Here is a 26,265-nt window from a genome sequence, read left to right on the forward strand (position 1 = left end):
CTGCCGTCATGCCATCACCGCTGTTTCGTCCCTCCATGGACCGTCGGGCCTTTCTCACGGCCTCGACGATGGGTTTGGCGTCTCTCGGATTCAAAGGTGGCGTTCGCGCTTCCACCGGACCTGCGGTCGCGGCTCCCACGCTCGCCAAGCCAGCGAAATCGACCGTACTGTTCTTTTTGTGCGGCGGTGCGTCCCACATCGACATGTGGGACATGAAGCCCGAGGCTCCTTTGGAGTATCGCGGTGAGTTCAAACCCATTCGTACCACAGGCGATGACATCCGCCTCTGCGAGCACCTGCCGCTTCTCTCGAAACAAGCGCACCATTTTGCCATGGTTCATGGCGTCACCGATGGCGGCCTGGCCACGGGCGATCATCACGCCGGTTATTATTACAACCTCACCGGCCACGCGCCTGACATCACCTTCAAGCAGCAGGGCAACGATCGCCGCCCCTATCCCGAAGACTGGCCTTACATGGGCAGCGTCGTGGCGATGAAGCGCCCGCAGCATCCGTCGCTGCCCTCGCTCATCACGCTGCCGCACAAGCCCAGCAAGCTGCCTTTCACGCGCCCCGGTCAGTTTGCAGGCCGCATCGGCATGGAGTTCGACCCGTTTCTTCTGAATGGAAACTTCGACGAGCCGCTGAACTTCGCCGCACCGACGATTTCTCTTGGCGGCGGCATGACCGCACAGCGCATGCTGGACCGCAAAGGTCTGCTCGCTGCGATGAACAGCGCCCGCCGCGAGCTCGATCACGAAATGGCGATCCAAAACTACGCGAAGCAGCAGGAGCGCGCCTTTGACCTGCTTTCATCGAGCAGCACCGTGAACGCCTTCGATATTCAAAGCGAGCCTCTCGCATTGCGTGAGCGCTACGGCCAGGACATCAACGGCATGAGCCTCCTCATGGCCCGCCGCATGGTCGAGGCGGGCGTGCCGTTCATCACCGTCTTCTGGAAAGAGGACGAAGGACTGCACAAGAAATGCAAAAGCGCCGGTGGCTGGGACACGCATGGCAACAACTTCAACTGCCTGCGCGAAAACCTCCTGCCGCAGTTCGACCGCGGCTTCTCCGCCTTCCTCGAAGACCTTTCATCGCGCGGATTGCTCGATGAAACGCTTGTGCTCGTCACCAGCGAGATGGGTCGCATGCCAAAAGTGGGCGACCGCCGCAGCGGCGGCCCTCTCGGCGCGGGACGCGATCATTGGACCGCCTGCATGAGCGTCCTGATGGCTGGTGCGGGCATCAAAGGCGGTCAGGTCGTCGGCGAAACGGATGCACGCGCCGAATTGCCGAAGGACAGGCCGATCCACCCCGAGGACATCACGAAAACCGTCTATTACGCCATGGGCATCGACAACCTCGAAGCCAAAGACAAGCTCGGCCGCACATACAATCTGCTCGATGAGGGCAAGCCGCTCACTGAGTTGTTTGGTTGATTGCCAATCCATACTTTATGCACCGCCTCATTCTCGCGCTCCCGTTTTGCGTCATCACGATTCACGCGGAGGACTGGGCGCAGTTTCGCGGTTCCAACGGCAGCGGCGTCTCCGCCTCGAAAAACATTCCGCTCGAATTCTCAGATGACAAAAACATCGCGTGGAAAGCGAGGCTCGGTGATGGAGTCGGCTCCGCCATCGTGAAAAACGGTGTTGTCTTCGCCACCGGCATGGCGGGCGATGCGAAAGTCGCGGTGCATGCCTTTGACGCGGCCACCGGAGCGCCGAAATGGAAGTCAGAGTTCGACACCGGCACGCTGCCGCGCATCACGCCGCCGAACAGCCACGCGGCCTCCACTCCCGCCACGGATGGCGAGCGTGTGTATCTGCATTTCAGCACCATCGGTCTTCTCGCTTTCGATTCCGTGACTGGAAAAGAGGTCTGGCGCTACGCGATGCCACGTCCGGCTTATTTGATGGACTGGGGCGCGGCCGCTTCGCCCATCGTGCATGAGGGCCTAGTCATCTTCTGCCAGGATGACGACCTCGCGCCCTTCCTCGTCGCTGTCGATGCCAAGACGGGCAAAGAAAAGTGGAAGACGCTGCGCAAAGACATGCTCGCCGGTTATGCGCTGCCGGTGTTGTGCGAGGCGAATGGCCGCACTGACCTCGTCGTCGCCGGTAGTGGCAAGATGAAGGGCTACGATCCTGCCACCGGCAAGGAGCTGTGGACCTGCAACACGCTGCTGCGCACCATCATGACCTCGCCCGTCGTGCATGACGGTGTCATCTACATCGCCGTGCAGAGCTATGGCGATGCCACACGCACGCTGAAGCACGCGCTGCTCGAATGGCTCGACACGAATCAGGACAAGATCCTCGCCCGTGACGAGACACCGAAGGAATTCCATGAGCGATTCGACGCTTCCGACAAGAACAAGAACGGCCTCATTGATGCCGATGAGATCGACACCGCCTTCCAAAGCCCCGACAACATGGCTGCGGGCGGAAACATCATCCAGGCCATCAAAGGCGGCGGCAACGGCGATGTGACGAAGACGCATGTGCTCTGGAACCTTGATCCTAAGACGCCCTCGAACCTTTCCTCGCCACTCCTGTTCAACAACCGTCTCTATCTGGTCAAAAGCGGCGGCATGTCGAGCTGCTACGATGCAAAGGATGGCAAAACACTCTGGGATCGCAGCCGCCTGGGTAATTTTGGCGATTACTTCGCCTCACCCGTTGCGGCGGATGGCAAGGTCTTCATCGCGGGCAAGAACGGCTTCGTCGTCGTGCTCGAAGACGGCCCGGAATTGAAGGTGCTCGCCAAGAATGACATCGGCGAGGAGATCATCGCCACTCCGAGCATCGCTGACGGTCGGCTTTATGTCCGCACGCGCGAGAACCTCTTCTGCGTGGCCGCAGGCGGCTCGAAGGCCGTGCTGGCGGAGAACGCAGCGATGCCCGCCACCATCGAACTCACCTCGCAGCCTGTCAGCGGCTCCCGCGTGTGGAATGGCTACACCGGCAATGCGATGGGCCAGGAGTCATGGAGCGAGGCAGAGCTTGAAATGCGTCTCCAACAACTCAAAAAACTCGGCTACTCCACTGTTGCGATTCCGAAGTCCGTCGCATCCTTCACGCCGATTCGTGTCGATGGTGATACCGGAGGTCGCAAGGCCTTCCGAGGCGCGAAAACCTTCGAGAATCCCGACGTGGCCGCCATCACGGCCCGTTTTCGCGAAAAGGCCGCGAAGCTCGGCTTTGAGATCATCACAGCGGAGCCGGTTGCAGCCTCGGTGCTGCCGAAGAATGACTTCCGTGACGAAAAAGCCCTCAGCGACCTCGTCACGCCCATGTGCGGCGAAGGCGTGGCCGAGCGCATGTGGCTGGGCTTCCTGGCCATCGACAAGGCCGCGAAACTCATCGCGCAAAACGATTCCAAGCTAGGTGTGCCAGCACAGGACATGCTGCTGCGTCATTTGAACTCGAAGGGGGCGCCGCCCGCTTGGCTCACCGAGGTCAAAACACTCTATACCACCGCGATGAACGAGATGTATCGCGCCAACACCCGCGCCCGCGAAGGCTCGCGCAGTTTCACGCTCTACAATGCGAAGCGGCTGGAGTTCACCTTCCACTTCATCACCGCCATCGAGTCCCTCTACAAGTCCCACGATCCCGCCACCCGCTCCGAATCGCTCGAAGCCGCGATGGAGTCCGTTTACAACTCGCTCAACTCCTATTCAGACGTGGCGCGGGACTCCAGCGACCGAGGTGCCATCGCCCTGCTGAACGAATACGGCTATCGTCCGCTGGTGAAGGCGGTCAAAGACGGCAGGTGAGTTTGATTACCATCCGGCATGAACTTGTGAAGCAAGCGGCATTGGAGAAATGACGGCGGGTGCGCGAATGCATCGCCGTTATGAAACTCAAACTTCGCAAATCCAACGAACGCGGCCATGCCAATCACGGCTGGCTCGACAGCTACCACACCTTCAGCTTTGCCGACTACTACGATCCGGCGCACATGGGCTTCCGCAGCCTGCGTGTCATCAATCAGGACGTCATCGCCGGTGGTGCTGGCTTCCCCACGCATCCGCATCGCGACATGGAAATCTTCAGCTACATCCTTTACGGGGCGCTGGAGCACAAAGACAGCATGGGCAACGGGCGCGTCCTCAAGCCCGGCCAGATACAACTCATGAGCGCTGGCAGCGGCGTGACGCACAGCGAGTTCAATCCATCAAAGACCGAGCCCGGCAGCCTGCTGCAAATCTGGATTCGTCCGCGCCAGAGCGGCCTGAAGCCCAGCTACACCGAATGGCATCCGAAACCCGAGCATGAAACCGCCGAAAAGGTGCTCGTCATCTCCAGCGATGGCCGCGAAGGCAGCGCCACCATTCACCAGGACGCCGACATCTACCGCGTGCGCCTTGGCGCAGGCAAATCCACCACTTATGAAGTCCGCGCCGGTCGCGGTGCCTGGCTCCAACTCATCAAAGGCAGCGTCAGTGTGAATGGCACCCCGCTGAACCCCGGCGACGCCGCCAGCACCGACGACACAGGCACACTCACCCTCACCGCCAGCGAAGACACCGAAGCCCTCCTCTTCGATCTTGCCTGATTTTCACAACCACCGCCAACAACTGCAAACTCACACTATGAAACACATCCCCACCATCGCCCGCCTTCTTCTCGGCCTCATCTTCACCGTCTTCGGTGCCAACATGTGGCTCCACTTCATCCCGATTCCTCCGCCGCCGGAAGGTCCTGCCTCAAACTTCATGTTCGCCATCTATGGCAGCGGTTTCCTCACCGTGGTGAAGATGCTTGAGGTCACTGGCGGTGTCCTGCTCCTCAGCGGGCGCTTCACCAATCTGGCGCTCATCCTGCTCGGTCCCGTTGTCGTGAACATTGCCATGTATCACTTCTTCCTCGTTAAAGGCGGCTATGAAATGCCTGTCGTGCTCGGCGTGTTGTCTCTGATGGCGCTTTTCAGCCGTAAAGACCTCGTGGGCACCATCTTTGCTGCCAAGTGAAACAGCTTTGTCATTCGACCTGGATTCCATTTTCATCCTCTTCTCATCATGTTCTCTCTTTTCAACCCTCTTCAAACCGGTGCTCTCAAGCTGCCGAATCGCATCCTCATGGCCCCGCTCACGCGCTGCCGTGCTGACGCGGATCACAATCCCACGCCGTTGATGGCGGAGTATTATGCCCAGCGTGCCAGCGCCGGACTCATCATCGCCGAGGCTACGATGGTGATGGAGGGGAACTCCTCTTTCTGGATGGAACCTGGCATCTACTCCGAGGCTCAAGCACAAGGTTGGAAGGCCGTGACTGATGCCGTGCATGCCAAAGGTGGCCAGATCGTGCTGCAACTCTGGCATGGCGGACGTGCCTGTCATCCGCTGCTCAATGGTGGCATCCAACCCGTCGCTCCGAGCGCCATTCCGATCACGGGTGACGAGGTTCACACGCCCGAAGGCAAAAAACCCTATGTCACGCCGCGTGAACTGCGCGACGACGAGATTCCCGGCATTGTCGCTGGTTTCAAAAAAGCCGCCGAGAATGCCAAAGCCGCCGGATTCGACGGCGTCGAAGTCCACGGTGCCAATGGCTATCTCCTCGACGAATTCCTGCGCGATGGTGCGAACAAACGCACCGGCCCCTATGGCGGCTCCATCGAGAACCGCGCTCGTCTCATGCTCGAAGTGCTCGATGCCGTCATCAGCGTCTGGGGCGCGGATCGCGTCGGCCTGCGCATTTCGCCGCTGAACAGCTACAACAGCATGATCGACAGTGATCCTGTCGCCGTGACCACCTACATCGCCGAGCAGGTCAACGCTCGCGGTCTTGCTTACCTTCACGTCATGCGCAGCGACTTCTCCCAGGCTCAACAAGGCGATGTCATGACACCTGCCCGAGCCGCATTCAAAGGCGTGCTCGTCGGAAACATGGGCTACACCGCCGACGAAGCCGATAAGGCAATCGCCTCCGGTCAGCTCGATGCGGTTGCCTTCGGTGTGCCCTTCCTCGCGAATCCTGATCTGCCCGCACGCATCGCCGCCAAGGCCGAACTCAACGCGCCGGATGCCGCGAGGTTCTACTCACCCGGTCCCAAAGGTTACACCGACTATCCCGCGCTCAGCGCCGCTTGAGATGAGCGCTCCCATTCATCCCGGCGTGCGCATCGGCCACGTTCATCTGAAGGTGGCTGATCTGGAGCGGGCACTGGCCTTTTACTGCGGCGTGCTCGGCTTTCAGCTCACGCAGCGCTACGGACCGCAGGCCGCTTTTGTGTCCGCTGGCGGTTATCACCACCACATTGGCCTGAACACCTGGGAAAGCCGTGGTGGGAAGCCCCCGCCGCCCGGCACCACCGGCCTGTATCACGTCGCCATCCTCTATCCCGACCGTGCATCGCTCGCCGATGCTCTGCGCCGCCTCATCGAGCACAAGATACCGCTCGATGGCGCCGCCGATCATGGCGTCAGCGAGGCGATCTACCTCCAAGATCCCGATGGCAACGGTATCGAGCTCTATACCGACCGTGATCCTGCCGTTTGGCCCCGCGATGCTAAAGGCGAAATCTCCATGACCACCGGCCCGCTTGATCTCGACGCACTGCTGGCCGAACCACCCTCACCTTCATCATGAAAATGATCACCGCTGCCGAACTCAAGGCACTCGCAGGCAGCGCCACGTTGATCCATGTGCTGCCGGAGGAGCGCTTTGCGCAGCAGCATCTGCCCGGTGCGGTGAACGCCTGCGCGTATGAGATGGTCTTCCTCTCGAAGGTGGCCGAACTCGTGGCGGACAAGTCGGCGTCGATCATCGTGTATGGCGCGGGTGCTCCCTCGCTCGATTCGAGCACGGCGGCGGGAAAGCTGGAGAAAGCGGGTTACACCAACGTGTGCGATTTTCGCGGTGGATTGACGGAGTGGCTGCAAAACGGCCTCGCCGTCGAAGGAACCGGCCTACAGGGCGATTCAATCAACCCCGATGGCATTTTCGAGGTCGATGTCGAAACCAGTGTCGTGCGCTGGACAGGACGCAATCTCTTCAATCATCATCAAGGCACGATCAAACTGGCCGGCGGCCATATTGAAGTGCAAAACGGCGCGTTGAAAGCCGCCCGCTTCACGCTCGACATGAACCGCATCGTTTGTGAAGACCTCGTGGACACGGCTTACAACGCGCTGCTCATCCGCCATCTGCGCGACGACGATTTCTTCGCAGTGGATCGTTTTCCAACCGCCGAGTTCGTCTGCGAGCATGCGGAGCCGCTGCTCGCCTCCACCCCCGGCACGCCGAACTACACACTGCATGGCGCGATGACGCTACGCGGGGTAACGAAGCCTCTAAGCTTCCCCGCCGTCATCGCAGCCGCAGATGCGGATCATCTCACCGGCCAGGCGCAGTTTGAGATCGACCGCACGCAGTTCGGCAGCCACTACGGCTCCGGCAAACTCTTTGCTTTCCTCGGCAAACACGTCGTCAACGACCACATCCACCTCCATATCAAACTCCACGCTGTCCGCTCCTCTCTATGAACACCCTCGAAGCCATCCACGCCCGACGCGCCATCAAGCATTACGATCCCGCCCACCGCATGACCGATGCGGAAATCCGTCAGCTCATGGAGGCGGCGTTGCAGGCTCCCACGGCCTTCAACATTCAAAACTGGCGCTTTGTCACTGTGATCGATCCCGAAGTACGGAAGCAGATCCGCGCGGTCGCGTGGGATCAGGCGCAGGTCACGGACTCGTCTCTGCTCATCGTGCTTTGCGCTGACAAAGACTCCTGGAAGAAAGACGCCGGGCGTTACTGGAAAAACGCGCCGCAGCCGGTGCAGGACTTCCTCGTTCCTGCCATCGGCCAGTATTATGAAGGCCGAGATCAAGTGCAGCGCGACGAATGCATGCGTTCCTGTGGCATGGCAGGCATGACGATCATGCTGGCCGCCAAGGCCATGGGCTACGACTCCTGTCCCATGGACGGCTTCGACTTCGACGCCGTCGCCAAAATCATCAAACTTCCTGAAGACCACGTCATCAGCTTCATGATCGCCGTCGGAAAAGGCACCCAGCCCGCCTGGCCGAAGCCGGGGCAGCTTTCGTATGACGAAGTGGTGATCCGGGATGGATTTTGAGAGGTTCGTGTCAGGCCTGCTCTTTGAAATGAAAAAGCCGGAGTCGCGAGACTCCGGCTTTGATTCAAACTGAGTGGTTCTAGTTACGCCGGCACGCCGGTCAAACCGGGAGCGAGGCCGCCTTCGTCCTCATCCTCACGTTGTACAGGGCGTGGGTCGTTGGCTTTAGGCAGCGGGGGCGGGGGCGGGGGCTTGCTCTTGTTTTCGGGCGGGTTGATGAGGCGACCGTGCTCCATGATCTCTTTGATGTGGGAGCCGTCTAGAGTCTCGTATTCGAGCAGAGCCTGGGCGATGGCGTCGAGCTTGTCCTTGTGCTTGAGGAGGATGTCCTTGGCTTGGGCGTAGGACTCATCAATGAGGCGTTTCACTTCCTCGTCGATTTTCTGGGCGGTGTCCGGGCTGTAGTTGCTGCTGCCACGGCCCATGAAGGCGGTGCTTTCGTTCTCGCCGTACTCGATCATGCCCAGCTTCGTGCTCATGCCCCAGGAGCAGACCATGCTGCGTGCGATGCGCGAGGCCATGCGGATGTCGCCGCTGGCGCCGTTGGTGACGTCGCCAAACTGGATTTCCTCGGCCACACGACCGCCCATGGCGACGACGAGGTCGTCCAACAGCTCGCTCTTGCGGTTGTTGTGCTTGTCTTCTTCTGGGAGCCACATGGTGGAGCCGAGGGAGGGGCCGCGCGGAATGATGGTGACTTTGTGCAGAGGGGAGGTGTGCTCCAGCAGCTCAATGAGGATGGCGTGACCGGCCTCATGGTAAGCGGTGTTTTCTTTTTCCTTCTCACTGAGGGCCATGCTGCGGCGCTCGCGGCCCCAGCGCACCTTGTCACGGGCTTCTTCCAGCTCGGGATTGGTGATGGACTTCATGTTCTTGCGGGCGGCGAGCAGCGCGGCCTCGTTGAGCAGGTTCGCCAGCTCCGCGCCGGAGAATCCGGGCGTGCCGCGTGCGATCTTGGAAAGGTCGGCGCTGTCGGCCAGCTTCACCTTCTTGGCGTGAACGCGGAGGATTTCCTCGCGGCCTTTCACGTCGGGCAGATTGACGGTGACCTGACGGTCGAAGCGGCCGGGGCGCAGCAATGCAGGATCGAGCACGTCGGGACGGTTCGTGGCGGCGATAATGATGATGCCTTCTTGCGTGTCGAAGCCGTCCATCTCGACGAGCAGCGCGTTGAGCGTCTGTTCACGCTCATCATGACCACCACCCATGCCATGGCCGCGATGACGGCCCACGGCGTCGATTTCGTCGATGAAGATGAGGCAGGGGGCGTTCTTCTTGCCCTGCTCGAACATGTCGCGCACACGGCTGGCACCGACACCGACGAACATTTCGACGAAATCGGAGCCGCTGATGCTGAAGAATGGCACATCGGCCTCACCGGCGATGGCTTTGGCCAGCAGGGTCTTGCCAGTGCCGGGAGGGCCGGTCATGAGCACGCCCTTGGGGATCTTGCCGCCGAGGCGCTGGAACTTCTTCGGGTCTTTGAGGAACTCGACGATCTCCTGCACTTCCTCCTTAGCTTCTTCCACACCGGCCACATCCTTGAAGGTGACCTTGTTGCGGTCCTGGGCCAGCATCTTGGCCTTGCTCTTGCCGAAGCTCATCGCCCCACGGCCGGCGCTGCGGAGCTGCTGGCGCACGAGGAAGTAGAAGAAGGCGAGGATGATCAGCAGCGGCAGCAGGAAGCCGATCAGCGAGGACCACATGTCGTTGTCATAGACCGGGATGAGCACGAGGCCGTGCTTGTCGAACAGCGCACGAAGTTCCTCTTTCTGGAACTCGATGTTCACGGCCACGCTGAACTCCTTCGAGTCATTTTTGGCCGCGTTGATGACGGCGGGCTTGCCGGTGCTGTCCGGTGCGGGCTCGATGGGCAGCGGCTTGCTCAAATCCGGCGCCGACGTTTCGCTTCCGCCGGTCAGCGGCGCGGCTCCTGAGCCTGATGGAAAGTAAAAGCCCTTGATGATCTGCTCGGAGGTGGTGTCCGAATTGACCAGCAGGAGCTTCTTGGACTTGTCGATCTGGCCGTTTTCGACGCTCTTCTTAAATTCGCCATAATCAAAGACCTTCCGGTTTGCCACCAGCCCCTTGTTCATCATGAAGCCCGAGATCAGCAGGGTGATCGCGAGGGCGAAGAGCATGAAACCGCGCCAGTTGAACTGCGGATCTTGATTGCGACGGCTGGGGCCGTCGGGGCGGTTGTTGAAGGGGTCGTCGGACATGAAGGGGGATGTGTTACCTCTTAGTAACGCGAGTGCGAGCTTACATGCCGGTAATTTTTTTGCAAAATGGGATTCTGGGCGCTTCACGCCTCAGTCAAGGGGTCAAGAAGTGGTCAAGTGACGACCCTTGACCTCTTGACTGCGCTGCCTTGACCTCGGTTTCAGTGCCTGATCGCCTTAAACTCCCGCGTGAGGCTGGTCAGCGAGTCTTCCACACCCATCCGTTCCAGGCTGCTCGCGCCGACGAAACCGTCCGCCGTGGTCTTGCTGAGGATGTATTCCGCATCCTTCGGCGTGTTGATGGGGCCGCCGTGGGTGAGCGTGAACACGTTCGGGTTCACGCTCTTCGCGGCGTCGATGATGTCCTGCGTGACTTTGACCGTGTGATCCCAGCTCACCACGGCATTGGTCACGCCGATGCTGCCGCCGACAGTCGTGCCGACATGCGCGATGATCGCGTCCGCGCCGTTTTTGGCCATTTTGATCGCTTCTTCCGGCGTCGCCACATAGACGATGCTGAACAGGTCCATTCGGGTGGCCAGACCGACCATTTCAAATTCCTTCTCCACGCTCATGCCGGTCTCCTCCAGCACGCCGCGGAAGTGACCGTCCACGATGGTGTGGGTGGGGAAGTTGTTCACACCGCTGAAGCCCATCTCCTTGACCTTGCCCAGCCAGTGCCACATGCGGCGGCGGGGGTCGGTGGCATGCACGCCGCAGATAACCGGGATCTCCTTGACCACCGGCAGCACTTCATACTCGCCGATCTCCATGGCGATGGCATTGGCATCTCCATAAGCCATCAGACCGCAGGTGCTGCCGTGGCCCATCATGCGGAAGCGGCCGCTGTTATAAATGATGATCAAATCCGCGCCGCCCTTCTCGATGAACTTCGCGCTGATGCCCGTGCCCGCGCCTGCGGCGATGATCGGCTCGCCTTTCGCCAGCGTCGCCTTCAGGCGGTCAACGACTTCTTGCTTCGTGTAGGGATTTCCGATTCCGGTCCAGGGATTGGGCATGGCGGTGATGAGTTTGCGGTTGATTACGATGGTTGGCGCTTCGCGCGTTTGCAGTTGTTTGGTAAACCATTGCAAACCACCGCCAACAACGGCAAACAACCGCAAACCTTCTTCAATGCACGCCAAAGCTGCCATCCAAGAGCTATCCGAAACCCACACGCACGGGCCGGGCACGGAGTTCCGCGTGGTGCGGGCCTCGGAGCGTGATACACGTGCCTGGCTGCGTGGTGCGCCGGTGTGCGGCACTTTGGGCACGCATCGAATCGCTCATGCGGGTGTCATGACGGCGCGTGCTCCCTACCGCATCGTGCGCATGCATCAGGGCGGCTTGTACTTCCTCGCCTGCCTGGAAGGCGAGGGGCGCGTGCTCGTCGATGGTGCGTGGAAGAAATGCAGCGCGGGCATGGCCGTGGCGTTGCCACCGTTCATGGTGAACGCCTTTCAAGCCGTGCCCGGCAAGATTTGGCGCTGCTGCTGGGTGCGCTACGAGCAGCAACCGGAACAGACGCCCATCCTCAGCAGCAGTTCGCCGCTCATGGCGCCCTTTGCCGGCACCGCGTTGTGGAATGCCATCGAAGGCCTTATTCATGAAGCCGGTCACGAGGCCAAACCCGCCGCCATGTTTCACTGGGTCGAACTGATCCAGCACTATATCGAGCGTTTTGCTCAGCCCTGGCAGGTCGATGACCGACTGCACCGCATCTGGGAAAAAGTCTCCGCCAACGTCGGTCATGACTGGACGCTGGATGAACTCGCCCGGCAGGCCCACGTCAGCGCCGAGCACCTGCGCCGTCTTTGCCGCAAAGCGCTCGGCCGCACGCCCATGCACCACGTCACCTGGCTGCGCATGCGCAAGGCCGCCGAACTGCTCTCCACCACCAATCTGAAGATCGAGACCATCTCCCACGAAGTCGGCTACATGAATCCCTTCGTCTTCAGCAACACCTTCAAAAGGTGGATCGGCTGGCGGCCGAGTGAGCATCGCAGCCGGATGGGTGGGTGAGTCGTGCTTTGCTCAGGATGCCCGTTTTCAAATCCTTGCAGATGCGGTGAAGGCTCACGGCAACCGCCACCCGTGAACGGCCGGACTGGGCGGCGATGTCACTGCTGCTACGGCCTTCGATGTAGCGGAGATGCAGGAGCTGACGTTGTTGTTTGGGCAGACTGGCAAGGCAGGCGTTCAAGGCGGCCAGACGTTTCGGCGATAGTTCGGGCGTGGCGCCGGTCACACGAAGCTCGTGCTCCACATACTCGCGCTCGCGGCGTTTTCGTCGTGAGTCACCCCGCAATCGTTTCTGTGCCAGATGCCAGGCGATGGTCCTGAGCCAGGGCATGAGGCGCGCGCCCTGGTGGAAACGTGACCCGCGTCTCAGCGCGGTCAGCAGCGCCTCATGGGACAGATCTTCGGCATCGCAGCCGGGCAGGCGGGCCTGGAGCCAGTGTCGTAGCTCGGGCATGCAGCGGGCATAGAGTTTGGCGGCGGCTTCGGAGTCAGAGGTGAGGGCACGCACGAACAGCCCGGCGTTTTCGTCCGGCGGTCCAAAGGAGGAATCATCCAGCGTGGCTTTCATGAGGGGCGATCAGGGTTTGACCAGCCGGAAGAACAGCTTGGGGTTGGCGACGCGGTTGACGCGGGACTTCTTCTTGCCGCCGCCCACATTCACAGGCCGGGTGCTGTTGACCCAGTTCACCATGTCGGAGCTTTCTTGCACGATCCAGCCATCGCTGGCCTCGGGCCATTCAAATTCCACCTCGTTGGGGTCTTCGGTCTCCTTCATGCCGGCGGCAGGCAGTACGACGAAATTGGCCACCAGCACGCGGTCCACCGCGGCATCGAACTGATAATCGAGGTCGGTGTTCACACGGACGCCGCCTTCGCTCCAGTGGCTGAATTTGTAGCCTTCAGCCTGCTTGGCCAGGGCGGTGACAGGCGCGCCGATGGCAAAGCTGCCACCACCGCTGACGTCACCTCCCGCAGGGGGGGAGGCGCTGACATCAATGGTCGCACTGCCGGAGGAGTAGAAGTTCGCGACGAGCGTCCGGCTGGTGTTGATGGTGAAGATATACTTCGCGTCGGCGCTGACCACGTTGCCATTTTCCGTCCAGTTGACGAAGGTGTAGCCGGGATTGGCGCTCGCCTGCACATCCGCGCCGTCACCCACCTCATAACTGGGCGCGTCCGCCTCCACGAAGCCGCCTTGCGGTGGCGAGGCGGAGACGCCGATGCTCAAGGCGGGCACAAAGACAGCGGTGAGGGTGCGGCTTGAGTTCACCGTGAAGGTGTAGTCTTTCAGCGCGCTGACCGCGATACCACTTTCGGTCCATTGGGTGAACGCGTAACCGGCGTTGTTGAAAGCGTGCAGCGTCACGCTGGCTCCAGGTGCGAAATTGCCCGTGCCGGTGACACTGCCGCCGATGAGAGGCTGGGTGGAGGCGCTGATCACGAACGAACCCTCCGGGCCGCCGCCCAAAGGTTGGAAATGCGCCACCAGCGTGCGGTTTGCGGTCGCGCTGAAGGTGTGGCTGGGGAGGTCGCAGACGGGAACGCCGCCCTCAGTCCAGTTCATAAAGGTGTAGCCTGCGTTTGGCGTCGCTGTCACCGTGACACTGCTGTCATTCGCCACGGTGCCGCCACCCGTGGCCGTGCCGCCAGGCCCCGTGCTCACACTGATGGTGCGCATGGGGGCAAAGTTGGCCACCAGATTTCGATCTGCGGTTGCCATGAAGGTGAAGCTCGCGGTGCTGCTCACCACCAGGCCGCCTTCGGTCCAGTGGGTGAAGGTGTAGCCTGCGTTGGCGGTCGCCACGACAGTCACACTCGTTCCGTCATCCACCATGCCAGCCCCCGTCGTTGTGCCGGCCGCGGCGGGCGCGGCACTCGTCGTGACCGACCACTGCACAACATCTGGCACGAAATTGGCCACGAGGGAGTGGTTCACATCCATTGCCAGCGTGTGGCTGGTGTTGGTGCTGACTATTTTGCCGTTATCCGTCCAGTTGAGGAAGGAGAAGCCGGGAACGGCCGAGGCTGTCATCGTCGCGTTCGCACCGACGTCGTAGGAGCCGTCGCCGGTCGTTGTGCCTGCGCCGACGGGAGAGACAACGGTGTCCAGCAAGCTCGCAGGCGGCAGCGCGGCACCGGCGGCGGCGATGACGAGTGTGTAGTTCTTCGAGACATCGGGATTGACGCCGTCGCTGGCCGTGATCTTGAACTGAAACTCCCCGCTGGCCGTCGGTGTGCCTGAAAGCACGCCGGTGATCTCATCGAACGTCATGCCAGGTGGCAGCGCGCCTTCCTGAAGGGCGGTGAAAGGATTCACGCCTTCGATGACGACCGTGCGTGCCGCGAAGGCCGTGTTGATCCTGCCTTCACCAACGTGGTCGATGAGGCCTACAGGTGCATCGACATCCACTGCGGCCATTTGTGAGCCAGTGAAGTCTCCAATGACCACCTTCGTCGCCATGTCCTCAGTAACCGTGACCCACTCGCCACCGACCATGTGATGATTGTAAGTCCTCATGCCAGAGCCATGAAGACCATCCGCATCGACGGCATCTGCCATCGCCTCGCCGCTCTCCTCATCAAGCGGGCCGGTGTATTTGTAGAACTCGTAGCGGCGGGTCACCACCTCGTCACCATTGGGCAGATCTTCGGGCGCGGCAGCAAGCTCGTCATTGGCGCCGCCGCCAGGAATATTGCGCTTCTGCAAGATGCGCCACTCCACCTCGACCTCATCTGGCTCGCCGTTGGCCCAGTTTTTATCGTTGGGGTCAACGGGGTCGTCAGAGACGAGATCGCGCAGCTTGACCTCCTTGTTGTTGTGCGTGGTCGTCTTGATCTCCTTCACCCACACGGCTTTGCCGAATTGCTTCACCGGAGGCACGGGCGGCGGCGGCGGGGCGATGACGGCCTGCACCTGCGCAGGAGCCGGATTGCCAACGACAGGCGGGTAATAGGTGAACACCGGCGTGGAAACCTGCACCGCGCCGCCATGCACCAAAACGCCCGCACCATTGTCGATCAGCCAGTTGTACTTCACCACCGACGCCGCCACGCGATACCCGACGCCAAAATGCTCGCCGCCGAAGTTCACGCTTGGATTCGTGAACATGTGACCGTTGGTCGGAGCGATTGGGGCGCTGGGGATCGCGGTGTAGGCCGCCCAGGAGCCGTCCGCGTTCTTTTTGCTCTCCCAGCGAATGCGGCACTTCGGATGGCCGACGATGCTGTCATCCTGCTCGATCCTCGGCGCACCGTAATGGTTGTAGTTGTAGGTGTAGGTGATGTCATTGCTGCGGCAGTCCTCGATCTCGATCTCAAAGCCGTGGCAGACGCTCCCGGTGTCGTTGACGGTGTCGAAGTTGTTGATGCTGCCGTAGGCGATGCTGGCCTGGACGCTTGGCGACAGAACGAGGACTGCCAGTGCGAAAAGGCTGAGAGAGAGGCGCTTGAGAAGGCTGGATGCGTTCATTGGCGCATTCCGCCACATGCTCGAATCTCTGACACGTTATCGTTTGGTAATGAATGCGGGAATTTCATGCCTGACGTAAAAAGGCATGCAGAGTTCTGCTGAAACGCGCCATGCACCTGCTCCTCGTCGAAGATGACACCGAACTCGCCCGCCAGACCAGCCTTTGGCTGGGCGAGGCCGGGCATTCATGCACTTGGCGGGAAAAAGGCGGCGCGGCGCTCATCTCGCTGGGCACGGAGGCTTTTGACGCCGTGATTCTCGACGTGGGCCTGCCGGACATGGATGGATTCACCGTGGTGGAGCAGATGCGAGCGCGTGGGTTTGGCCTGCCGGTGCTGTTTTTGACCGCTCGCGACAATGTGACGGACCGCGTGCGTGGTTTGAAGGCCGGTGGGGATGACTATGTGACGAAGCCTTTTGCCGTGGAGGAGTTGATGGCGCGCCTGGAGGCGCTGCAACGCCGCAGCGGCATCACACCCGCGACTTCCGCCCGCACGCTCGGCAAATGGACGCTGGACCCCGTCAAACGCCGCCTGCGCAGCAGCGATGAAACGGTGGAGCTGCAACCGCGCGAGTGGATGCTGCTGGAGGTGATGCTGGCGAACGAAGGGCGCATCCTGACGAAGAAGTTCCTGCTCGAAAAGGTGTGGGACATTCAGTTTGATCCGGGCACGAATGTCGTGGATGCGATGATCTGCCGCCTGCGCCGGAAGATCGACGCCCCAGGCATGCCATCCCAACTGCAAACTGTCCGAGGCAAAGGTTATGTTCTCAAAGCTGTTCCCTGAACGCATGCCGTCCACCTGGCGGCTGGGTCTGATGCTGACCCTGCTCATGGCCTGCAGCATGACCCTGTGCATGACCGTGGCAGGCTGGGCGATGAAACAAAATCTCAGCAGCATCGCCCGCGCTGTCGTCCTCGACGATTTGGGAGAATACGCCGTGCTTTACAACCGCAATGGCTTGAAGGAGATCAAGGATGTCTTCGCCGCAGGCGGTCATGAGAACGATCAAGCCGTGCGCATCACCAGTTCCGACGGGCGCGTGCTGTTTGAGCAAATACCGGTCGCTGTTGCTGGTTATCGCTGGCCAGACAACGCCGCTGCGAACTTGCAGGCTTCGCAAACGCTGCTCATCACCGTCGAACATGACCGGCGCGAGCAGCAGCTCCTCGCGGGCTGCCAGGTGCTCAATGATGGCAACATCCTCTGGTTCGGACGCACTGACGCGGAGGACCGGGCCTATGTGGAGCACATTCGCGATGATCTCTGGCTCGCGGGCCTGGTCTCCACACTCTTCATGCTGTTGCCGCTTTGGTGGTTTGTCCGGCATGTGTTGCGGCCGGTGCAGGACATGATGAAAAGCACCCGCAAGCTTGCCGAAGGCAGCACGGACGCGCGGCTCCTGGCCCCCAATGCCGTGCCGGAGCTGAAGGCCTTTGCCACCGCCTTCAATGCCGGCCTGGACCGCATCGACGCGCTGACCGCCGAGCTGCAAAGCGCCAATGACAACCTCGCGCATGAGCTGCGCACACCGCTGGCGCGTATCCGTGGCAACCTCGAAAGTTACCACGATCACACTGAAAACGCCGCCGCACGCGATGCTTCAGCGCGTGGCATGGAGGAGATCGACCGCGCCGCCGATCTCGTGCAGACCATTCTCACCACGCGGGCGGGAGAGCACAAGGCGCTCAAGCTCCATCTCGAAACCATCGACCTGCGCGAGCTGCTCACCCATTTGCACGACCTCTACAAAGCCGCCGCCGAGGAACGTGGCCTGATGCTCAGCCTTGATGTCCCCGAATCACGTTGGGTGCTGCTTGACCGCCAGCGCATCAATCAAGCCGTCGCCAACCTGCTAGACAACGCTTTCGCTTACACGCCGCGTGGCGGCAGCGTCACGCTCGCGCTGTCCGTGAATGACGATCAAACCCGCATTCTCGTGCGCGACACCGGCCCCGGCCTCAGCCCGGCCGATTTGACCTGCATCTGGAAGCGCTTCACCCGCGGCAGCGCCGCCAGCGCGAACACACCTGGCATGGGCCTCGGCCTCAGCCTTGTGCGCGCCATCGCCACCGCTCATGGTGGTCAAACCGGCTGCCAGAATCGCGACGAAGCCGGCGCGGAGTTCTGGATCGACCTCCCCGCCGGCGATCCGCTCAGCGCGGCGAACGGGGTGTGAGCTTTATCTCAATTCACCAAGGAGCAGGGTGCTCAATCATCCCCGTCCTCGCGCGAAATGCCGGCATACAGCTCCGGGAAGCGGCGTTCGAGGGACTTGGGGGTGATGTAGCCGATGAGCTGGGCCTCGTTCCAGTCGGCAAGCCCCCAGAACTCGTGCGGGAAGGCCATGATGACGGCGGTGCAGGTGGGCATCTTCGGGATGTGGGCGCGGGCGAGGATGTGCTCGGCGAAGTCATGCATGCCGGGGTTGTGCCCGAAGATCATGACGTGGTTCCAGCTTTCCTCGAAATTGCGCATGACCTCAAGGATGCGGTCGGACTCGGCGAGGTAGAGCCGGGACTGGAGCAGCAGGCTGTCCACTGGCAGGGCGAAGGTCTCGCGCATGATCTGCGCGGTGGTGAGGGCGCGCAGGGCGGTGCTGGTGACGAGCTTGTCCGGCAGGGGGAGCAGGGCCGATGAACCGCTGCCGCCGAAGTAGGTGCGGTGCAAAAACGCGGCGACGGCCGGCGCGGCTTTTTTGCCGCGCTCATTGAGCGGGCGATCATGATCCGCGAGTCCGGGCTGGCCCCAACTGGACTTGGCGTGACGCACGATCGTTAAGTACTTCATGTGAGGGAGAGCTTAGGGCAGAGGGCAAATTCAGGCGGCGACTTTTTCGAGCTTGATGGGGTAGGTTTGGAAGGCGTTCCACTGGCAGACGATGAGATCGCCGTTTTCCAGCACGCAGACATCGTGCCCATGATCGAAAACTCGTTCGGCCTGCATGAGCGGCTTGAGCTTGCCCTCTTCATATTCGGGCGCGGTGCCGCCGGGGGCGCTGATGACTTTGCCTGCGGCATCAAGGATGACGGTGAAGCCGCTGGGGTTCTGCGGGAGCTTGTTGATCTCGGGTGTCTTGGACCAGCAGACGCCGGCGTAAAGCTCCTGACCGGCGATGACTGGGCGGCAAACCATCGCGCCGGGCACGGCGAGGGTTTCGATGTATTTGCCGTCGAGCGTGAAACGGCGGAAGCAGTTATCGACGCGCGAGGTGACGATGACGGTGGCCTTGTCGGCGCCCTGGCGTGTGTCGATGGCGATGCCGTGGGCGTTGTTGAGGCGCTCCTCGGCGGGGACGTCCTTGTTGCCGCCGAAGCGCTGGATGAACTTGCCGCGCGCATCGTAGCGCAGCACAAACTGCGAGCCGTAGCCATCGACGACATAGATGTCGCCGTTCGGAGCGATGGCGGTTTCGGTGGGATTAAAAATCATTTCGGGCTCATACGCGCCGACGCTCATGGGATGGCTGATGGAGAAGATTTCTTTGCCACCGAGGTCGGTCTTGGTGATGCGGCCGGTCTGGCGATAGCCCGCGCTGCCGCTCTTCCACAAACCGCTGTCGGTGACGAAGAGGAACTCCTCGCCGTTTTCATTGGAGAGCGTCAAACCGTGCCCGCCGGGCCACACTCCGCCCCAGGAGTCAAGGATGGTGCCGTCAGGCTTGAAGACGAGCATCTGGTTGTCCCAATGATCACCAATCATGAAGAGGCGGCCGTCTTTGACCTGGACCATCTCGTGGCAGTTCAGAATGGGATGATGGCGGCCCTGGCCGGCGGGCACCCAGTCCTTGTTCACCTTGTAGCGATGCGCGCCGTGGCCGATGACGATGTCTTTCTTCGGATCAGGCGCGGCTCGCAGTGTCTCGGTGAACGTGGCGGCGGCGGCGGTGACGAGGCCGGAGAGGAAGTGGCGGCGTGTTTTCATGTGAGGCGGAAACTATCGACACAAGCACGACTCCGCGCACGCTCAATTCCGTTTCATCATGGTGGCGACGCGATGCACGGTCTGCGTGAGCTCACCGGCCTCGTAAGGCTTCGGCAGCACGCCGACGAAGCCGCGCTCCAGGAAAATCATCTGCACCTCCTGTGTGACGCTGCCGCTGGTGCAGACGATGCGGGCCTCGGGATCGAGGTGAAGGATTTCAGCGGCGGTCTCGGTGCCGTTCATGCCTCCGCGCAGCGTGAGATCCATCAGCACGACATCGGGCGGCGTGCCGGTGCGGAACAGGCTCTGGTAAATTTTCACGGCGTCCTGGCCGTTGTCACACTGCACGACCTCATAACCGCAGCGGGTGAGGATCATGTGCGCGACTTTGCGCAGATCGTCCTCGTCATCGACGATGAGCACCGTGCCTTTGCCATGCTTGAGCGGCACAGGCGCGGCGTCGGCAGGAATAAGCGGCTGCGTGGTGCCGGAGCCTTCGGCGGCGGGCAGGGTCACGCTGAATTCGGTGCCGACATTCGGCGTGGAGGTCACGCGGATGCTGCCGCCCATCTCGTCGATGAATCGTTTGCAGGTGGTGAGGCCGATGCCGTTGCCGTCGGGCTTGGTGGTGAAGGATTCGCGGAACAGGCGGTCGAGATTTTCCTTGGCGATGCCGCAGCCGCGGTCACGCACGACGAGGCGCACATGCGGGCCGGGCCTGAGCGTGCCATCTCCCATGGCTCCCACGAGGTGATTGTGCGCCTCCACATCCATGTAGCCGCCGTGCGGCATGGCCTGGATGCCGTTCATGACGAGGTTTTGCAGCACCTGGCTGAGTTTCACTGGATCGGCGAGCGCCAGGCGCAGTTGGTCATCGTTGCGCACGCAGACATGCACATTGGAGCCTGCTCCGGCGAATTCGACGGTGTCGCGCATCAGGGCGGCGATGTCGGTCGGCTCGTGCTTGCGGGGTTTCGCCTTTGAGGCCGTGACGACCTGGGAGGTGAACTGCTTGGCGCGTTTCAGGCCGGCAAACACGAGTTGCAGCTCCTGGGCCAGTCCTGGGTGCTCCTGCACCTGCTGGATCAAGGCGGACAAGCGCACCGTGACGGGGCCGAGGAGGTTGTTCACGTCATGCGCGATGCCTTGGGCCAGCGCGGCGAGGTTTTCTTTGCGGAGCAGCTCCGACTGCGCGTCCAGATCATCCGCCGCAGGCTTCGTGTCCGTTTTGGCGCTGCCAGCGGACGCTTGGGCGGGGCTGATGAGAATCGTGAAGTTCAGCAGCTTGCGCATGCTGTTGAAGACAGCTCTCACGCGCCACTTGCACAGCGCAGGCACCTGGGTGCGCAGGCTTTGCAACTGGCATTCGCACTCGTGGCAGCCCCCGTTTTCCATGGCCAGACGCAGACTTTTCAGCAGCGTTGTGGCATCGCGGTCGCCAGCGACGAGATCATTCAAGCCGAGGCCACGCAGTCCGGCCTCGGGGTCGGCCCCGGCCAGCATGGCGGCGGCGGCGTTGCTGAAGAGTACCTTGGGGCCGCATTTGGGGTCACTGGCCTCGCTTTCCACGATCACCACGCCATCGGCCACCTGGTCCAGTGCCACACGCAGGTAATAGTTGGCGATTTTGAGCTGCTCCATCCCCTGTTCCAGGTCCGCAAGCGCGGCTGGAGTGGCGGAAGAGGTGGAGGGAGAGGAAGTCATGGATGTTCCGCGTGATGGCGGTTCTTTTAGCAATCTCGAATAATTAAGACAACTTTAATTTTTGATATTTTGAGTTTTTCTGACTCCCATTTTTGAGAGTGGTTGTTTGGAGTGGCTGTTGTCTCTCTGCCACAGACTGTGAAAAACACCTTGCCGAAACGGTCTTCTCATTTAGCATCCGCGCCCCTATGTCCAAAAATGCCGGTATCGCCAAGACGAGGAAAGCTTATTCCAAGCGGTTCAAAATAACTGCCACGGGTAAGGTGCTGCGCCGTAAACAAGGCAAGCGCCATATTCTGCAGAACAAGAGCCGCAAGCGTAAGCGCAACCTCGGTAAAGTCGCCCTCGTGGCGGAAGTGGATGTCAAAGCTATCAAGGCGAACATGCCGTTCTCCCATCGCTAAGACGACCACACGGTCCTGAAATCAGGACCACGATGAATTTGCCTGATCCCGCTCTGTGGGATCTTCGAACAGGTGAGGCAGACCATCGCTACCCAAACAACAGCCTGATCATAGACAACGACCCATGCCAAGAGCCACCAACTCCCCCGCCAGCCGGAAGCGCCGCAAGCGCGTGCTGGCAAAAGCCAAAGGTTTCCGCGGCTTCCGTTCCACGCATTTCCGTTATGCGAAGGACGCCGTACGCAAAGCCGAAACCTACGCAACCCGCGACCGCAAGACCAAGAAGCGCAACTTCCGCAATCTGTGGGTGCAGCGCATCAACGCCGCCACACGTCCCCTCGGCCTGAGCTACTCCCGATTTATGGAAGGCCTCAAGTTTGCCGGTATTGATCTCGACCGCAAAGTCCTCGCCGACCTTGCCGTTAAAGACATCGCCGCCATTGAGGCGCTCGTCGGACAGGCCAAAGCTGCTCTCGAAAAGAAAGCCGCCGAAGCTCCCAAAGCAGCCGCGTAACGCCGCAGGTTCATTCAAACCTTTCACCGCAGCCGGGACGCAACACGTCCCGGCTGTTTTCTTTTTCCGACCCATCATCTTTTTATCGTCATGCTCTCCCAACTCGACTCCCTCAAAACCGAAGCCCTCGCCGCCATCGCTGCCGCGCAGGATGAATCCGCGCTCGAAGCCGTGCGCGTGAATTTCCTCGGCAAGAAAGGCAGCGTCACCGCCCTGAGCCAGGGAATGAAGGACGTGCCTGCCGATCAAAAGAAAGAGGTCGGGGCCAAGCTCAATGACGTGCGCACCGCTGTTACCGAAGGCATCGAGTCGAAGAAACTCGCGCTTCAGGCCGCCAAAGACGCCAAAGCCGTTGAAGGCATCGACATCACGCTGCCAGGCCGTCCGGGCGCTGGTATTGGTGCCCTGCACCCGCTCACGCAGATTCGTGATCTCGCCATCCGCACGCTGCGCCGCATGGGCTTCGCATTGGCGGAGGGACCGGAAATCGAAACCGAATGGCACTGCTTCGACGCGCTGAACACGCCTGCCGATCATCCTGCGCGCAATGAGAAGGACACTTTCTATCTTCCTGATGGCCGCCTGCTGCGCACACACACATCAAGCGTGCAGATTCGCACCATGGAAGCCGCGAAGTCGCTCCCCGTCCGCATCATCGCTCCTGGCGCGGCCTATCGCCGCGATGAGATCGATGCCACGCACCTCAGCGTCTTCAACCAGCTCGAAGGCCTCTACGTCAATCAAGATGTCAGCCTCGGCGATCTCAAAGGCACGCTCGAATACTTCTTCCGCGAGATTTTCGGCCCCAGCACCGCCGTGCGCTTCCGCCCGCACTTCTTCCCCTTCACCGAGCCGAGTTTTGAGATCGACGTGAAACTCGAAGCGAAGGGCAAAGACGCCCGCTGGATCGAAATCGCCGGCTGCGGCATGGTTGACCCCGCCGTTTTCACCGCCATCAACAAAGCGCGTGGCGACACGCTCTTCGATCCCGACACCACCACCGGCTTCGCCTTCGGCCTCGGCCTCGACCGCCTCGCCATGATTATGCACGGCATCACCGACATCCGTCACCTCATCGACAACGATGTGAGGTTCCTTCAACAATTCGCTGCATGATTTTCGACAGAAGAATGGGGACAAAAGAATGTCCCTGATTCTTCTGTCCCCATTCTCCTGTCGATTTCTTTTATCTTTTCACGTCATGCAAACTTCCCTCTCCTGGCTCAGCACTCATCTCGACCTGAGTTCCTACACCACCGCTCAGCTCTCCGATCTCCTCACCTTCGCCGGCGTCGAAGTCGAAGGCATCGAAGAACGCGGTGTCACCACCGACAAAGTCGTCGTGGCGCAGATTCAGTCGTTCGAGCAGCATCCAAATGCCGACAAACTCAGTGTTTGCCAAGTCGATGACGGCAGCGGCAGCACACGTCAAATCGTCTGCGGCGCGAAGAACTTCAAAGCAGGCGACAAAGTACCCCTCGCACTCCCTGGAGCCACTTTACCCGGCGGATTTGCCATCAAGGAAGGCAAACTGCGCGGCGTCGATTCCATGGGCATGATGTGCAGCGGCAAAGAACTCGGTCTTGGTGACGATCACAGCGGCCTGCTCATCATGGCAGCCGATGCACCCATCGGCACGCCCTTCAACCAGCTCAATCCCGCCGACGTGCTCTTCGACCTCGAGATTACGCCAAACCGCCCCGACCTCCTCAGCCATCTCGGTCTCGCGCGTGAACTCGCCGCCCTCACCGGCCTGCCACTCAAGAGCGAACGCCACCACTCGCAGACCACCACGAAAGCCAAAAAGGCCGCTGACGACCAGGTCGTGCTCAAGGCCGCCGAAGCCTGCCCGCTTTACACCGCCCGCATCATCAAAGGCGTCAAAGTCGGCCCCAGCCCCGAGTGGCTGCGCCGTCGTCTCGAAAGCATCGGTCTGCGTCCCATCAACAACATCGTGGACATCACGAACTACGTCATGATGGAGATGGGCCAGTCGCTCCACAGCTTCGATCTCGACAAGCTCAACGGCGGCATCGTCGTGCGCCTGGCTGCCGAGGGCGAAAAATTCCTCGCGCTCGATGGACAAACCTACGCGCTGCAAACCGACGACCTCGTCATCGCCGACAGCCATCGCCCCGTCGCCATCGCCGGCGTCATGGGCGGTGAAGAAACCGGCGTCACCGACACCACCGTCAATGTGCTGCTCGAAAGCGCCTACTTCGCCCCCAGCGGCATCCGCCGCACCTCACGCCGCCTCGGCCTCAGCAGCGACAGCAGCTACCGCTTCGAGCGCGGCATCGATCCGCAGCAGGTGCAGGGCGGTTCCGAGTTCGCCACCAAACTGATCCTCTCCATCGCCGGTGGCATCGCCGAAGATGTCGTTCTCGTCGCTGGCGAAGCACCCGCGCTCGTCGGCGAAGTCACGCTCGATGAAAATCGCGCGCGCAAGCTCCTCGGCACGCCCGACATCACGGGCGATGAAATCCACGCCATCCTCGAAAAGCTCGGCCTCACCAAAAAGTCCGCCAACAAGCACGAAAGCCACTGGCTCATCCCCAGCTATCGCCTCGATCTCCAGCGCCCAGTCGATCTCATCGAAGAACTCGCCCGCGTCATCGGACTCGATCGCGTTCCCTCGCGCCAAGTCGCCGTCGCATCGCCCGTCGAGGCCGCCGACCGCACTTATGACTTCAGCATGAATCTGCGTCAGTCACTGGCCAGCCGTGGCTTCTTTGAAGCACAAACCCTGCGTCTCATCGCCACCGCGCAACTCGCTGACAGCCTCGGCGCTGCCGATGCCACCAGCGTGGCCGTTGCCGTCAAAAATCCGCTCAGCGAAGACCACACCACGCTGCGCCCTAGCATCGTCCCCGGCCTCATCGCCACCGCCGCGCTCAACATCCGCCAGGGATTGCATCGCCTCCGCTTCTTCGAACTCGGCCGCGTCTTCCTCAAACTCCCCAACGGCTCCAGCCGCGAAGAAGAACGCCTCTCCATCCTCCTCAGCGGCCCCGTGTCGCCTTCGAGCTGGCACGCGCGCGAACCGCAGGCCGCCGACATCCACGAACTCGTCGGCCAGATCCAAAACCTCACGCGTACGCCCATCGAAGTGCGCCCTGCGAAGGAAAACGCCGCCAACTTCCTCCTCACCAGCGAACTCCGCGCTGGTAATCGCGTCCTCGGCTGGATCGCGCAGCTTCATCCCTCACGCGCCCGCGACATCGACGCCCGTCATCCCGTTTACGTTGCCGAACTCCTCCTCAGCGCCCTGCGCCAAGGCAGCACCGGCCCCACCAAGTTCGAGGAACTGCCACGCTTCCCAGGCATGACCCGCGATGTCGCGATGGAAGTCCCCGCCGACCTCCCCCACGCCAAAGTCGCCGCCTTCTTCGCCGCCCAGAAGCACCCGCTCTTCATCGGTGCCGAAGTCTTCGACATCTTCACCGACCCCACCGGCACCAAGATCGCCAGCGACCGCAAATCCATCGCCTGGACCCTCACCTACCGCGCCTCTGACAAAACCCTCGAAACTGCCGAAGTCGATGCCGCCCACACCGCCATCCTCACGGCGCTGGAGAAAACGTTGCCTGCCAAGGTGAGGGGTTAATTCTCCAAGTCCCGGCCACTCTGCCTCTCCGCTCCTCTGCGGCAAAGTCCGAGCGTGTCAGCGCCACCGATTCATCGCAGAGAGGCCAAGGAGCAGAGAACGCAGAGGGAAAAGCCCTCAATGCTCTTTTTTCCTTGCCCCATGCTCAAGAATCATCAGCCCGTGGGACCAGGCCGCCACTCACGCGCACGGCTTGAAGCAGGCCATCGAGGCCATCAAGTTTGAAATCACCTCACTAAGCACCCTGTTCAAAGGCCGCAAGGATCGAGTTTCAACCAGCATTTCCCTGCTAGTGTTCGC

22 protein-coding genes are annotated in these 26,265 nt (G+C 61.2%); 15 read left to right on the forward strand and 7 right to left on the reverse strand.

Translation table 11 applies throughout. From position 1 onward, the window contains the following. Positions 1 to 8: 8 nt before the first annotated feature. From ACILSI_RS07830 to ACILSI_RS07865, 8 genes are all read left to right on the forward strand, one after another. The gene (locus ACILSI_RS07830; protein WP_395721304.1) at positions 9 to 1,442 is read left to right on the forward strand and encodes a DUF1501 domain-containing protein; all 1,434 of its coding nucleotides are present in this window, start codon (positions 9 to 11) and stop codon (positions 1,440 to 1,442) included. Between the two features lie 17 nt (positions 1,443 to 1,459). Then, positions 1,460 to 3,784 (forward strand): PQQ-binding-like beta-propeller repeat protein, encoded by a 2,325-nt coding sequence (locus tag ACILSI_RS07835; RefSeq protein WP_395721305.1) that lies wholly within the window; start codon positions 1,460 to 1,462, stop codon positions 3,782 to 3,784. A gap of 80 nt (positions 3,785 to 3,864) precedes the next feature. Further along, on the forward strand, positions 3,865 to 4,566 hold the full coding sequence (locus tag ACILSI_RS07840; protein ID WP_395721306.1) for a pirin family protein: 702 nt from the start codon (positions 3,865 to 3,867) through the stop codon (positions 4,564 to 4,566). A 37-nt stretch (positions 4,567 to 4,603) separates the two neighbouring features. Beyond that, the gene (locus tag ACILSI_RS07845; RefSeq protein WP_395721307.1) at positions 4,604 to 4,981 is read left to right on the forward strand and encodes a DoxX family membrane protein; all 378 of its coding nucleotides are present in this window, start codon (positions 4,604 to 4,606) and stop codon (positions 4,979 to 4,981) included. Positions 4,982 to 5,029: 48 nt separating this feature from the next. After that, entirely contained in the window at positions 5,030 to 6,103 is a 1,074-nt protein-coding gene (locus ACILSI_RS07850; RefSeq protein WP_395721308.1) for an alkene reductase, read from the forward strand. Between the two features lies 1 nt (position 6,104). Further along, entirely contained in the window at positions 6,105 to 6,602 is a 498-nt protein-coding gene (locus tag ACILSI_RS07855; protein ID WP_395721309.1) for a VOC family protein, read from the forward strand. Next, entirely contained in the window at positions 6,599 to 7,498 is a 900-nt protein-coding gene (locus ACILSI_RS07860) for a YceI family protein (protein ID WP_395721310.1), read from the forward strand. Before ACILSI_RS07855 ends, ACILSI_RS07860 begins: the two co-directional genes overlap by 4 nt. Continuing rightward, positions 7,495 to 8,097 carry a nitroreductase family protein gene (locus tag ACILSI_RS07865; RefSeq protein WP_395721311.1) on the forward strand — a complete coding sequence of 201 codons (603 nt, stop codon included), beginning with the start codon at positions 7,495 to 7,497 and terminating at the stop codon, positions 8,095 to 8,097. The genes ACILSI_RS07860 and ACILSI_RS07865 overlap by 4 nt, the downstream gene beginning before the upstream one ends. An 83-nt stretch (positions 8,098 to 8,180) precedes the next feature. Here the strand turns inward: ACILSI_RS07865 and ftsH are convergent, their stop codons facing one another. Further along, entirely contained in the window at positions 8,181 to 10,319 is a 2,139-nt protein-coding gene (gene ftsH / locus ACILSI_RS07870; protein ID WP_395721312.1) for an ATP-dependent zinc metalloprotease FtsH, read from the reverse strand. Positions 10,320 to 10,480: 161 nt separating this feature from the next. Further along, on the reverse strand, positions 10,481 to 11,338 hold the full coding sequence (locus ACILSI_RS07875) for a phosphoenolpyruvate hydrolase family protein (RefSeq protein WP_395721313.1): 858 nt from the start codon (positions 11,336 to 11,338) through the stop codon (positions 10,481 to 10,483). Between the two features lie 115 nt (positions 11,339 to 11,453). Here ACILSI_RS07875 and ACILSI_RS07880 point away from each other — a divergent pair, with 115 nt between their 5' ends. Beyond that, on the forward strand, positions 11,454 to 12,341 hold the full coding sequence (locus ACILSI_RS07880) for a helix-turn-helix domain-containing protein (RefSeq protein WP_395721314.1): 888 nt from the start codon (positions 11,454 to 11,456) through the stop codon (positions 12,339 to 12,341). Here the strand turns inward: ACILSI_RS07880 and ACILSI_RS07885 are convergent. Beyond that, on the reverse strand, positions 12,286 to 12,909 hold the full coding sequence (locus ACILSI_RS07885) for an RNA polymerase sigma factor (RefSeq protein WP_395721315.1): 624 nt from the start codon (positions 12,907 to 12,909) through the stop codon (positions 12,286 to 12,288). The two genes, ACILSI_RS07880 and ACILSI_RS07885, sit on opposite strands and share 56 nt — an antisense overlap. Positions 12,910 to 12,918: 9 nt before the next feature. Next, positions 12,919 to 15,810 (reverse strand): putative Ig domain-containing protein, encoded by a 2,892-nt coding sequence (locus ACILSI_RS07890; RefSeq protein ID WP_395721316.1) that lies wholly within the window; start codon positions 15,808 to 15,810, stop codon positions 12,919 to 12,921. Positions 15,811 to 15,920: 110 nt separating this feature from the next. Between ACILSI_RS07890 and ACILSI_RS07895 the strand changes: the two genes are divergently transcribed. Beyond that, complete coding sequence (locus tag ACILSI_RS07895) at positions 15,921 to 16,598, forward strand: response regulator transcription factor (protein WP_395721317.1); 678 nt, start codon at positions 15,921 to 15,923, stop codon at positions 16,596 to 16,598. Between the two features lie 4 nt (positions 16,599 to 16,602). Further along, positions 16,603 to 17,991 carry a sensor histidine kinase gene (locus tag ACILSI_RS07900; RefSeq protein WP_395721318.1) on the forward strand — a complete coding sequence of 463 codons (1,389 nt, stop codon included), beginning with the start codon at positions 16,603 to 16,605 and terminating at the stop codon, positions 17,989 to 17,991. Between the two features lie 32 nt (positions 17,992 to 18,023). On the opposite strand, the gene ACILSI_RS07905 is transcribed toward ACILSI_RS07900, so the two are convergent. The 3 genes from ACILSI_RS07905 to ACILSI_RS07915 are packed head-to-tail and all read right to left on the reverse strand — an operon-like array spanning position 18,024 to position 21,440. Continuing rightward, positions 18,024 to 18,602, reverse strand: coding sequence for a SixA phosphatase family protein (locus ACILSI_RS07905; RefSeq protein ID WP_395721319.1), 579 nt, complete (start codon positions 18,600 to 18,602; stop codon positions 18,024 to 18,026). 30 nt (positions 18,603 to 18,632) lie between these two features. Next, positions 18,633 to 19,736: a 6-bladed beta-propeller gene (locus ACILSI_RS07910; protein ID WP_395721320.1), complete on the reverse strand. Its 1,104-nt coding sequence runs from the start codon at positions 19,734 to 19,736 to the stop codon at positions 18,633 to 18,635. Positions 19,737 to 19,778: 42 nt separating this feature from the next. After that, positions 19,779 to 21,440, reverse strand: coding sequence for an ATP-binding protein (locus ACILSI_RS07915; protein ID WP_395721321.1), 1,662 nt, complete (start codon positions 21,438 to 21,440; stop codon positions 19,779 to 19,781). A gap of 188 nt (positions 21,441 to 21,628) precedes the next feature. Here ACILSI_RS07915 and rpmI point away from each other — a divergent pair, with 188 nt between their 5' ends. The 4 genes from rpmI to pheT all read left to right on the forward strand — a co-directional run bounded on the left by rpmI (position 21,629) and on the right by pheT (position 25,965). Then, positions 21,629 to 21,844 (forward strand): 50S ribosomal protein L35, encoded by a 216-nt coding sequence (gene rpmI, locus ACILSI_RS07920; protein ID WP_395721322.1) that lies wholly within the window; start codon positions 21,629 to 21,631, stop codon positions 21,842 to 21,844. A 124-nt stretch (positions 21,845 to 21,968) separates the two neighbouring features. After that, on the forward strand, positions 21,969 to 22,358 hold the full coding sequence (gene rplT, locus ACILSI_RS07925; RefSeq protein WP_395721323.1) for a 50S ribosomal protein L20: 390 nt from the start codon (positions 21,969 to 21,971) through the stop codon (positions 22,356 to 22,358). Positions 22,359 to 22,448: 90 nt separating this feature from the next. Continuing rightward, a complete protein-coding gene (gene pheS, locus ACILSI_RS07930) occupies positions 22,449 to 23,474 on the forward strand; it encodes a phenylalanine--tRNA ligase subunit alpha (RefSeq protein WP_395721324.1) in 1,026 nt (341 codons plus the stop codon). Positions 23,475 to 23,559: 85 nt separating this feature from the next. Further along, positions 23,560 to 25,965, forward strand: coding sequence for a phenylalanine--tRNA ligase subunit beta (pheT, locus tag ACILSI_RS07935; protein WP_395721325.1), 2,406 nt, complete (start codon positions 23,560 to 23,562; stop codon positions 25,963 to 25,965). The last annotated feature ends 300 nt before the right edge of the window (positions 25,966 to 26,265 follow it).

Source organism: Prosthecobacter sp. (assembly GCF_044232965.1).
GTDB lineage: Bacteria > Verrucomicrobiota > Verrucomicrobiia > Verrucomicrobiales > Verrucomicrobiaceae > Prosthecobacter.